Raw genomic sequence first — 11,905 nt, 5'->3', positions numbered from 1 at the left:
CCCTGCTTTTCGGACGCTAGGTTCTTCGTTTCGCCCAGGTCGTTTGCCAGGTTGTAAAGTTCGACGTCGCCGGTGCCGTCCAGGTACTCGATCAGCTTCCAATCTCGCTCGCGAATGGCACTGGCGGGACGATCGTGGTGATAGTGTGGGTAGTGCCAATGCAATGCGTCGCGGTCGAGCGTCTGCGTTGGTTCGTTCATCAGCGGCAGCAGACTGTGGCCGTCGATGGTTTGGTTGACCGGCAATTCGCCGCCCGCCATCTCAACGAACGTCGGGTAGAAGTCATGGCTGATGGTTGGCTCATCGCAGACCGTGGATGCTTTCGCGGCATTTGGATGGCGAATGATCAACGGAACGCGAATGCCGCCTTCGTGAAGCGAACCCTTTTCACCTTTCAGTGGTGCCTGGCTGCTGACCAAATCGTCGGCTGACTCGCGATAGTCGTATCGTTTGTAGAGTCCGCCATTGTCGGACGTGAAAACGACCATCGTGTCGTCGGCGATATCGAGTTGTTCGAGTGAGTCAACCAATCGACCGACCATGTCGTCGCAGTGTTCGGTCATGGCAGAGTAGACCGGATGCGGCAGCTTCTGTCCGGTTTGCTTTGCCTTGGCCTCGTACTTCCGAACCTTCTCTGACATTGCGCCCAGCGGAATGTGAACGGCGAAAGGAGACAGCATCAAGAAGAACGGTTTGTCTTTGTTCTGACGCATGAAGTCGATGCACAGGTCGGCTTCGAAGTCCGTCCGGTACTGGTTCGGTTTGGGCTTCAGGTCCGATCGACCTTGGACTCGATAGCGACCGGGAAGGTGTGGTCCGCCGATGACGGCGCTGAAGTCGTAGCCTTGCCGATCAGGTTGGAATTCGGGGCCGTTGCCAAGGTGCCACTTGCCGACGTAGCCGGTGGTGTAACCGGACGCTTTCAATGTCTCGGCAACGGTAACCGTGTCCAGAGGCAGCGCCATCGTGGTTTGAGGCGTGATGACTCTTTCAAACGGACGCCAGTGACCGGGGATGTGCGCGGTGATGCCGATCCGAGCTTGGTTCTGGCCCGATTGCAGAGCACATCGAGTGGGTGAGCACACGGCACCGGACGCGTAGAAGTTGGTGAACCGCATCCCTTCGGCGGCAAGTTGGTCGATGCGTGGCGTCTCGACGAAGTCGTTGCCGTAGCAGCCGATGTCCTTCCAGCCCAAGTCGTCGATGAAGATCAATAGGATGTTGGGTTGATCGGCTCGCGATTGAATCGGGAACCAGCAGGAGATCATTGCGATTGCGATCAGGAATGGACTCACTCGATTTAGCACGGCAATTTCCATGAGGTGGGATGGAAGGTGGGGCATCGAATGATAGTCGATTGAGTTTGGCCGATTGTGATGCGGGCACGAAAAAACTCCCTTCCGATGAATCGAAAGGGAGTTCGTGTGGGCTAACTGATCGTCGCGGATGGTCCGCGGTGGTCGATTAGGCGTTGGCTGCTTTCTTCTCGGCTCGTTCGACCAACCACAAAAGCACGGGGCTGGCGACAAACACACTGCTGTAAGTACCGACGATAACGCCGATCACCAAAGCGAATGCAAAGGCGTGAATGCCTTCGCCGCCGAAGGCGTACAGCAGAACGACCACGATCAACGTCGTCAACGAAGTCAGCAACGTTCGGCTGAGCGTTTGGTTGATGCTGGTGTTGATCATCTCTCCGGTCAGACGTGGTGCTTTGCCCTTCGTCTCACGAATTCGATCGAAGACAACGATCGTGTCGTTGAGCGAGTAACCAATGATCGTCAGCAACGCGGCGACGACCGTCAGTGAGATCTTGAACGGGTCGATCAGCAAGAAGCCGAGAGCGTCAGCAACCCAGTAGCTGATCGCGATCGCACCGAGCGTGATCGCAACGTCGTGAAGCAGGGCGACAACAGCGGCGAAGCCGTAGATAACTCGCTGGAATCGGAACCAGATGTACCCGATGATGCACAGCAGCGATGCGAACAGGGCTCCGAATGCACGACTGATCATGTCGCCAGCGACGCGAGCACCAACGGCACTGCTGCTGATCCAAACCGGATCGCTGTCGAGTTGCTTCTCCATTTCGGCCATGACCTTGATCGCGTTGTCACCGCCGAGAGGCAGTTGGACTCGCCATTGCGGGAATGCTAGCGTCGAACCGGGCGACCAGGCTTCGATGTCTTCACCGATAGGTTTGACAACGATGCCGTCCTTATTGATTGGTACGCCAGCGGATTCAGCGGCGTCCACGATCGAATCGATCAAGCCTTCTTCGTTTTTGACAGCGACTCCGTCGGCACCCTTGATGCCGAGTGAGATGTCCGAGGTGCTGAACGCAAGACCGGGGAATTCACGAGCTTCCATTTTGGGCCCGTCTGTTTCAGGTGCATCTGCTTCGGTTTCCGCAGCCTCATCGGCATTGGTTTCTTCAGCAGCTGCTTCCTCTTCGTCGTCTGCTTGAGCCACGACCAGCATCACACCGTTGTCGACCGATTGCCATTGGCTGGTCGAGGTTTCGGATAGTTGGGCAGGATCAGATGAGCTGGTTTCTTCTGCTTCAGGAGCGGCGTCTTCCGGCGTTGCACCTGGCAGATCTGCCGGGGTGATGTCGACGCTGTAGGTGACCAAGCCAACCGATTCGGAGGCGGCGAAGCCTTCCTGAATGACTCGTTTGAGGTCTTCGACTCGTTCAACCGAGGAATCGATTTTGAAGACGGTGCCTTCTTCGGTTCCTTCCATCGAAACGCCGTTGACCGTGAACTGAACCGAGCTGTTGTCGGAAGCGGCGACGGCTTTGTTCATGATCTCGCGAATTTCATCGGCCTTGGTGGGTTCGTCGACTCGGAACTGAACCGAGGAACCACCGGCGAAGTCGATGTCCAGGATGCTTTGTCCGCGAGCGAACAAGGCGGCGAGACCGCAGACGACCAAGATGGCCGAAAGGGTCAATGTCATCTTGCCTTTGCTGATGAAGTTGAACTGGCCACCGCCGGCGAAAGCCGAGCGAATGCTGTTCACGCCATCGGACATTCCAAGCGACAGGAATCCGCGACGTTCGGCCAAGTCAAAGATCGTTCGCGAAACGTAAATCGCGGTGAACATCGAGTACAGGATGCCCAAGATCAACGTGACGGCAAAGCCGCGAATTTGGTCGGTACCGATCGCATAAAGAACGATGGCGGTGATCAACGTCGTGAGGTTGGCGTCGATAATCGTCGTGGTCGCTCGAGCGAAACCGTTTCGAATCGCCATGCGAGCTTTTGCGCCCTTGTTCAATTCTTCTCGGATGCGTTCGAAGATCAGAACGTTAGCGTCGACAGACATACCGACAGTCAAAACCAAGCCGGCCAAACCGGGCAGGGTCAATGGTTGGTTGATGAAGACCATCGTTGCCAAGATCATCGCCATGTTCATGACCAACGCGATGCAGGCCACGACGCCGGCGAAGCGGTAGTAAACCAAGATGAAGACGAGCACCAAGCCAAGCGAAATGGCGATTGAGTAGAGGCCCTTGGTCCGGGTGTCTGCACCCAAGGTCGCGCCGACTTCGTTTTCAGCGATCGGTTGCTTGGTCACGGTGGCTGGCAACTGGCCGGCCTTCAGGATTTGAACGAGCGAGTCGACTTGATCGCGGGTGAAGTTACCCGTGATGCGACCGTTCTTGTTCATTGGTTCTTGAATCGAAGGAGCCGACAGCAGCTCATCATCCAGCACGATGCCCAATTGGCGGGTGCGTGAACCGTCGGGAGCGTTGTTGGTCGTCAGGGCTCGGAAGCGGCCTGAACCCATGTCCGTCAACGTGAAGGCAACCGCGGGGGCACCTTTCTCGTCGAACGTGCTGGCGGCGTAAGCGAGGTCTTCACCGAGGATGTCCAACTTGGGGTTGATGACCATCAGGACTTCGATGCTGTCGAAGTCTTGAGTCTGCAACCATCTTGCAACCGAAACGGTTTCGTCGCCCGCGCGGGCTTCGGGTGGAACGTTGAGGATCGCGCCGGTGCGAGGGTTGCGAGCCAAGGCACCGCTGATTGGAACGAGCATCGGGCGGACGCCATCGGTTTCTTTTTCTTCGAATCCGATGCGAGCCCAGATGCCGTAGAGCGAGTCTTCTGGCGAGCCGACCATATCTTTGGTCGCGACGCCGGGCTGAGTCGATTCGGCTTGTTCGATCGCTTCGTTGATCAGCGTTTGGTGGTCAAATTGGTTGGCCAAAATCGCGAAACGAAGCTGTCCGGCTTCTTCGACCAAACCCTTGATTCGTTCGACCGCGTCAGGGTCTTTCTCGGGAATGATGATTTCGATTTGTTGTTCGCCATAAGGGCGAATGACGATTTCTTGCGTGCCCGCGGGGTTGATTCGGCGGGTCAGCGGACCGACCAAATCTTCACTGGTGATTCGCTGTCCTCCGCTTTCGATGACCGCCGCTTGCTTTTCCGGATCCAGTTCGTAAACCAGAATCGTACCGCCCGACAGGTCGATACCGAGGCTGGGGAACTTGTTTGCGAGCGTCACGCCACTGGCGGTGATCGCAAGCAAGATGAAACCGAAGCGAGTGCCATAGGTTGGCATCTTCAAGGATTTCGCCAAGAAGTTGCCAGCAATGAACGGCAGAATCAGGACGGCTGCGGCGCTGAGCAGCGTCAAGAACTGTCCGGTGCTGATGCCCTTGGAGACTTCGTTGGCAACGGCAGCGTCGGTTTGAGCGAGCCACTGAGCCGAAATCGATTGGCAAAAATCGGGGAGAGTCGAAAGATCCATCGTGGTTTCTAAGTACGGGTGCGATGTGTCCGCTGCGACCAAAACCAGTCGCTGTGGGAAGGATGGTTTGGGAAGAGGTCAGTCCGACGAATCGTTGTCGGGTTTGTTTTTCGGTTCGCCGACGATTTTGACGATGGCTGACCGATTGACTTTGATGCGTGTCGAACCGTTTTCGTCGATCTTCAACGTCACCGTTTCACTGTCTGGTGCTGCTGAAACGATCGTTCCGTGGATACCACCGATTGTGACCACGCGATCGTTTTTGGCCATCGAAGACATCATCTTTGCTTCCTCGGCACGACGTCGTCGTTCCGGGCCGAAGTACGTGACGTAGAAGATCGCCACGACGCCGACAGGCAAAATCAGAGGGTTTTCGAGAATTCGCTGTAGAATCGACGACTCTCCAGCGGGCGCTGCGTCCTGTGCCAGCAACTGAAAGGCGAGCAAGTTTGCCTGCCGCGGTAGATCGGTTAAGAACAGATCGGAAGAGGGCAACAAGACAGAGGTTCCGGGGATGATGACACTAGCTTGACGCGGCCCCAGCCGTCCTGGCTGGTGGTTGCCTGCGTCTTTCGCAATGCGGCATGATATGGAAGCAAAAAAATCGCCACAAGCCCAGCCCTAACTTGCCTCGCCATCCTCCTTTGCGTAGCACTGAGAATCCCTTGGATCTTCCCGCTGAAGAATCGTTCGCCGTTGCCTCCGATGGGTGGCCGGCTTGGCCGCCAAAACACGCAAAACTGACCAGGCAGATCGAAAAATCGGTCGCAGAAGTCTTGGAAGACGGTCAGTGGGGGACGTATCCCGAGACCACGGCGGCCAAAAGTGAACAGGTCGGCGTTTACGAGCGATGCCGAAATTCGGTGAGTCTGGCGGCGGGGAAATGGTCGGCACCCGAAGGAATCACGGCATTCGGGGGCACCGCCCAAGTCCGTTTGTGCCCATCGGGATCGTCGGCGATCGAGTTGGCACTGCGAGCACTAGGAGTCGGCCCGGCCGGTGCAAAGCGGAGCAAGGCGACTCAGGTGATTCTGTCCGCTTACGATTACCCCGGCAACTTTCGAACCGTCGAATTGCTGGGTGGTCGCCCGGTGCTGTGCGACACGCAGCCCACTTCGGGGACACGGAGCGGCCGAACTTCGACGGGGATTTTGCCATCGCTCAAGTCGATTCAGCAGATTCAGGCACCGCCGGAGTCCATTCTGCTGGTTTCGCATTTGCATGGGCAGCTCGCCGATTCAGGAGGGCTTGCTGAGTTGTGCCGGCAACGCCGCTGGTTTTTGGTCGAGGACGCATGTCAGGCGATGGGTGCGGGACGGATCAAACAAAACGCGGATGGCTCAACGGTTTTTGTGCCGGTCGGCTATTTCGCAGAATGGACCACATACAGCTTTGGTGGCAGCAAGCCTCTGACGTGCGGCAATGGTGGTGCGTTGGTGACCGAGTACGAGGGCAAGTATCAAAAACTAAAAGGCATGGTGGATCGGCCGAGCGACACGTTTCCCATGTCGCCGCTTCAATGCGCCGCGTTAATGCCGCAATTGGATTGGCTGAGTCAGTCGAACAGAATTCGGTGTCAAAACGCCCAGCGATTGGGCGAATTGGATTGGGCTTCGGTCGGATGTGCGGCGGTTTGGGACGAGGACCCGAGTTTGGTTCGAGCTCCGTACAAGTTTCCGGTGCTCGCGAAAAACGCGGAGACTCGAGCGAAGGTGATTCAGCAATTGCGAACGATTGAGTTGCCCTGCGGTGAAGGATTCCGCGCGATGCATCGAACGAGTGATCGCCGAAGCAGCAAACCGGTTTCGCTCAAAAACGCGGCCGCGTTGAGTGAATCACTGCTGGTGATCGACCATCGAGCCTTGCTGACACCGGACGTTGCCGAACGCGTCGCAGGCTGTTTGTCGAAAATGTTGTGAGCGAATCCGGTCAGGAATGTGGCTCGCGAATATGGGAGCGTTGAATTATCTTCCTCGCCGTTCCTGTCCCAAGTTCCCTTTCGCGGAGATCTCATCATGCAAGTCAACGAATACTTCGACGGCAACGTCACTTCCATCGCCTTCGAAAATGGCGAAGGCCGTGCGACGTCCGGCGTGATGCTGGTGGGCGACTACGAATTTGGAACCAGCGAAAAAGAGCTGATGAAAATTGTCTCGGGCAAGTTGGAAGCCAAGCTGCCCGGCGAACCCGGGTATCGGGCTTATCCAGCCGGATCCGAGTTCCGAATCGATGCCAATCAAAAGTTCCAGGTTCGAGTGATCGAGCCCACCGCGTACCTTTGCTTCTACAGCTGAGAAACCGCGGTCCAAATCTGACGCCGGAGCAGAATTTCAGTGTTCCGGTCCGCGGACGTCCCGATCGATTTCGTTTGGCATTCCTGAATGCGAATCGATCGCACCGCAACTCCATGGACTTCTTGTTGGGTTACAATCGGATTCCCTGTCAGTGAATGACAACGGGTCTCAGAGCTTTCTTGTTCCGAGCGAAGGGTGAAGCGATCATCCTTGCCGCGGAATGGGGACCTCTTGTTCGACGCCTCATTCGAGTTTCGCGTCGGCCCCCGTTGTCGTTTCGCCCCGCCGGAATCCTCCCACCTGGAACCTTGGTTCTCCCGCTTCCATGAAAAATGATGTCTTGCCGACCACCTCGTGGTCCTGGGTCGCCGCATTCACGTGCACCATTCTCACTTGGAACATGTTGGCCACCACGGCCGAGTCCGCCGATGGATCTGAGAAGTCGATCCTGCTGATCGCGGGCAAACCCAGCCACGGTTATGGGGCCCATGAGCACTACGCCGGGTTGAAGGTTCTCGAGCAATCCTTGTTGGAAGCCAACCCGAATCTCAAAACCGAAGTCGTGCGTGGTTGGCCAAGCGATGCGTCCAAGGTGGAATCGGCTGACAGTGTCGTTCTCTACAGCGACGGACAAGGTCGACACGTTGCATTCAATCATCGCGATGAATTGCGAGCGTTGTTGAAACGCGGCGGTGGTTTGGTTTGTTTGCACTACGCAACTGAGATGTCGCCCGGTGAATCCGGCGATGACATGGTCGAGTTGTTGGGCGGGCACTTTGAAATTCACTACAGCGTCAATCCGCACTGGATCGCGAAATTTGATTCGTTGCCTGAGCATCCTATCACGCACGGTGTGGATTCGTTCTCGACCAATGACGAGTGGTACTTTCACTTGCGTTTTTCGGACAAAGGCAAGCTGACTCCGATCCTGCAGGCGGTTGCTCCCGAGTCAACGATGCGGCGTCCGGATAGTGCCCACACCGGCAACCCGCACGCTCGCAAGTCAGTTGCGGCGGGTGAACTGCAGACGGTCGCTTGGGCTTATGAACCCGAGATCGGCGGTCGCAGCTTTGGCTTCACCGGCGGACACCATCATTGGAATTGGTCGCACGTTCCCGTGCGTCGATTGGTGACCAATGCGATTCGTTGGACTGCTGGCGACGACCCGTCAAAGGAAGCCGGTTCGCTCAAACCAATCCCGGCGAAACAGTTGATGGCAGACCAAGACTACGATCCGCCGAAGGATTTTGATCTGAAATCAGTCGCCAAGGAATTCGAAATTCCGTTGAATATGGAAAAGGAGTCAAAGGACGGTAGCAAGAAGAAGCAACCGTCAAAGGAGTCGACTTCAGCGGTTGCACCCAAACTGCTTCACGTCAGCCCACTGGTGACAACCGCGACGCCTGATCATCGCGTTTCGATCGAAGTGGACTTGGGCGGAGTCGATGAAATGGCCAGACGCAAATTGTTCTTGGTGGTCAGCGAAGGAGGCAACGACTATTCGTGCGACCATGTGGCTTGGTTGGATCCGACCTTGCATGGTGCAAAGGGAACGTTGGACTTGGTCGAACAAGGTTGGGTGACCGCACGAGCTGGATGGGGTGACGTTCGAAAGAATGCCAACTGTTCCGGCGGTCCGGTGCTGGTTCAAAACCAGCCTGCGGGCAAGACGTCGATCGGGACGCATGCTCCCAGCGTGATCGAATTTGACGTTCCGCCGGGCTTTGACAAATTCACCGTGACCGGGGCTTTGGAAAGTGGTGGCACGAACCAACAAAACGGAAGCAACACCAGCGTTCGCTTTGCCATCTACGCTGGTGCCGCTCCCGACAATTTGAACGAAGTCGATGCGAAATCGGTCGATCAACAGCGTTTGCCCGAGCAAGCCGTCGCGGGATTGGAGGTGGCCGAAGGATTGGAAGTGACGTTGATGGGAAGCGAGCCGGATCTGTCCAGCTTGACCAATCTCGACATCGATCATCGCGGCCGCGTTTGGGTTTGCGATGTCATGAACTATCGCCGCAACCAAGGGGCTCGTCCGGAAGGCGATCGGATTCTGATTTTGGAAGACACGACCGGCGACGGCAAACTCGATCACGTTCACACCTACTACCAAGGCCGTGACATCGATTCGGCGATGGGGATTTGTGTGCTCGGAAACGAAGTTATCGTTTCCGCTTCGCCGACGATTTGGAAGTTCACTGACACCGACGGTGACGATGTTCCTGATTCAAAGGTTGCGTTGTTCACCGAAACGGGACAGCCGCAACATGATCACTCCGCACACTCATTTTTGTTCGGTGACGACGGAAAGCTTTACTGGAATTTCGGCAACACCGGGATGCAGGTCAAAGATGCAAACGGTGAAACGGTGGTCGACATTCATGGTCGAGCAGTTGTCGACGATGGCAAGCCTCTGTTTGGCGGGATGCCCTTTCGATGCGACCTGGATGGTTCCAACTTTGAAGTGTTGGCTCACAACTTCCGCAACAACTGGGAAACCACGGTCGACTCGTTTGGCGCGTTGTGGCAAAGCGACAATGACGATGACGGCAACCGTGGGACTCGCATTAACTTTGTGATGGAGCAAGGCAACTACGGGTACAAAGACGAACAAACCGGTGCGTCTTGGCGAGCTGATCGGATCAACTTGGAAGATGAGATTCCGCTGCAACACTGGCACTTGAACGACCCCGGTGTGGTACCCAATGTTTTGCAAACCGGGGCTGGATCGCCCAGCGGAATCTGCATGTACGAAGGCCGTTTGTTGCCAAAACGTTTTTGGGACGAAGTGATTCACTGCGATCCCGGTCCCAACGTGGTTCGGGCGTATCCGATGAAGCCGGATGGTGCGGGATACTCAGCCACCATCGAACCGTTGATTACCGGCACGACCGACAACTGGTTTCGGCCCGCGGATGTTTGCGTGGCTCCCGATGGATCGTTGTTTGTGACCGATTGGTACGATCCTGGTGTCGGTGGACACCATCAAAAAGACAGCGATCGTGGGCGACTTTTCCGTGTGGCACCGCCGGGCGTGAAGTACTCGGTGCCGAAGTTTGATTTGTCGTCGGTCGACGGGGCCATCGCGGCGTTGAAAAGTCCAAACCGTTCGGTGCGGTATCTCGCTTGGCAAAAGCTGCACTCGATGGGTACAGATGCAGAGCCCGCTTTGCTTTCGCTCTACCAAGACGATAACCCACGCTATCGGGCTCGTGCTCTGTGGTTGCTCGGCAAGATCGAAGGGCAAGGTCGGAAGTACGTTGACAAGGCTCTCGGCGATGACGACGCCAACATTCGTTGCACCGCGATTCGGCTGTGCAAGCAACTTGGGCTTTCCGTCGCGAATGTTTGTGGTGAAGCGGCGAGCGATTCATCGTCCGCAGTCCGGCGAGAGCTGGCTGTCGCGTTGCGGTTTGATGAATCCGATGCGATGCCGAGCGTCTGGGCAAAGCTTGCTCAGCAGTACGACGGTGAGGATCGCTGGATGTTGGAAGCTCTTGGCATCGGAAGTGATCTGCGAGCCGCGGAGTGCTTTGCGTCTTGGATGAAGGCCAACGGAGGTAATTGGAACACGCCCGCGGGACGCGATTTGGTTTGGCGTCTGCGTACCGATGATGCGGCGGCCAAGATGGTCGAGTTGTTGGCTGGTGGAATGCCTAGTGACGAAACCAAACGTTATTTCCGGTCGCTGGAATACCATCCCGATGCCGTTCGTGGGTTGGTTCTTCGCCAGTTGTTGCCTGATGAAAACAGCGGCAAAGAAGTTGATCCACAGGTATTGGTTCGAACGGTGAAGCGGATGCCCGACTTCGATCCCGTGAAATTTCCCAAGACGCAATTGGCGATCACGGACTATATCCGCAGTCGCGCCGGTGAACCGGACTTTGTCGAGCTGGTCGACCAATTTGAAATTCGCGACATGGATGACCAGCTCATCGCGACGATGCTTCGGCAAGGCGATGACAATCTGTCGCTTTCCGCGTTGCGTTTGCTGTTGAAGCGAAAGGACGGATGGAACCGGTTCGTTAGCATCTTGGCCAAAGACTCCAAGTACGATCATGGCCAGTTCGGACGCGTGGTGTCGCTGCTTGGGTCGCTCGGCAATGGACGTGCGATCGGTTTGTTGGCAAAGACCGCGGGCGACCCGGAAATGGACTACGGATTGCGAAGTGCTTCCGTGCGAGCGCTAGCCAAATCCGATGGTGGTGCGAGAGAACTGCTGAAAATGACGGAAGCGAAAGAGCTTCCCGCCGACACTCATTTGTTGGCTGGTGGTTTGCTCGGGCGCAACGCCAACGAAGAAATCGCGAAACGTGCGAAGGAGTTGTTGCCACAACCCGCCGCGGCGGACAGCAAGCCTCTTCCACCGCTGGACGAATTGGTGCGTCTGAGTGGCGACTCAAAGAAGGGGATGGCAATCTTTCGTGGCGTCGCGACTTGTGCGAACTGCCACATCGTCGATGGGTTTGGAAAACAAGTCGGCCCGGACTTGTCCGAGATTGGGTCGAAGCTTTCTCGCGAAGCGATGTTCACGTCGATCTTGGCACCCAGTGCCGGCATCAGTCACAACTACGAGAACATGATTGCTTTGACCGAAGATGGCCGTGTTGTGAACGGTGTTCTGGTATCCGAGACCGACGAAAAGCTTGTCCTGCGAACGGCGGAAGCGATTGATTTGGAGTTCGACCAAGACGACATCGTCGACGTGAAAAAGAGCGAAAAGTCGATCATGCCGGAGAACTTGCATCACACCACCGACCAACAAGGTTTGGTCGATATGGTCGAATATCTGATGGGGCTGAAGAAAAAGTCGTAACGCGAGGCCGTCTGCATCGTCCCCAAAACCT

Annotated in this window: 6 protein-coding genes; 3 read left to right on the top strand and 3 right to left on the bottom strand. The window is 56.3% G+C overall.

The window, feature by feature from the left end:
- The 3 genes from RE6C_RS17940 to yajC all read right to left on the bottom strand — a co-directional run.
- A partial coding sequence (locus tag RE6C_RS17940; RefSeq protein ID WP_236618313.1) for a sulfatase occupies positions 1-1,307 on the bottom strand: 1,307 nt, incomplete at its 3' end.
- 157 nt (positions 1,308-1,464) lie between these two features.
- Positions 1,465-4,761, bottom strand: a complete 3,297-nt coding sequence (locus RE6C_RS17935; RefSeq protein ID WP_008658784.1) for a protein translocase subunit SecDF — start codon at positions 4,759-4,761, stop codon at positions 1,465-1,467.
- Between the two features lie 78 nt (positions 4,762-4,839).
- The gene (yajC, locus tag RE6C_RS17930) at positions 4,840-5,259 is read right to left on the bottom strand and encodes a preprotein translocase subunit YajC (RefSeq protein WP_007330921.1); all 420 of its coding nucleotides are present in this window, start codon (positions 5,257-5,259) and stop codon (positions 4,840-4,842) included.
- Positions 5,260-5,426: 167 nt separating this feature from the next.
- Between yajC and RE6C_RS17925 the strand changes: the two genes are divergently transcribed.
- The 3 genes from RE6C_RS17925 (at position 5,427) to RE6C_RS17915 (ending at position 11,874) form a co-directional block, all read left to right on the top strand.
- Positions 5,427-6,680 (top strand): DegT/DnrJ/EryC1/StrS family aminotransferase, encoded by a 1,254-nt coding sequence (locus tag RE6C_RS17925; protein WP_008658782.1) that lies wholly within the window; start codon positions 5,427-5,429, stop codon positions 6,678-6,680.
- 96 nt (positions 6,681-6,776) lie between these two features.
- Positions 6,777-7,055, top strand: a complete 279-nt coding sequence (ppnP, locus tag RE6C_RS17920) for a pyrimidine/purine nucleoside phosphorylase (RefSeq protein WP_007330923.1) — start codon at positions 6,777-6,779, stop codon at positions 7,053-7,055.
- Between the two features lie 325 nt (positions 7,056-7,380).
- Positions 7,381-11,874 carry a PVC-type heme-binding CxxCH protein gene (locus RE6C_RS17915; RefSeq protein ID WP_008658778.1) on the top strand — a complete coding sequence of 1,498 codons (4,494 nt, stop codon included), beginning with the start codon at positions 7,381-7,383 and terminating at the stop codon, positions 11,872-11,874.
- The last annotated feature ends 31 nt before the right edge of the window (positions 11,875-11,905 follow it).

It is taken from the genome of Rhodopirellula europaea 6C, from assembly GCF_000338295.1.
In the GTDB taxonomy this organism is placed as follows: Bacteria; Planctomycetota; Planctomycetia; order Pirellulales; family Pirellulaceae; genus Rhodopirellula; species Rhodopirellula europaea.
This window is presented reverse-complemented; position numbering and strand designations above follow the sequence as displayed.

Coding starts and splice junctions, on each gene's coding strand:
- RE6C_RS17935 (WP_008658784.1), bottom strand. CDS start 4,761: ATGGATCTTTCGACTCTCCCCGATTTTTGCCAATCGATTTCGGCTCAG.
- ppnP (WP_007330923.1), top strand. CDS start 6,777: ATGCAAGTCAACGAATACTTCGACGGCAACGTCACTTCCATCGCCTTC.
- RE6C_RS17915 (WP_008658778.1), top strand. CDS start 7,381: ATGAAAAATGATGTCTTGCCGACCACCTCGTGGTCCTGGGTCGCCGCA.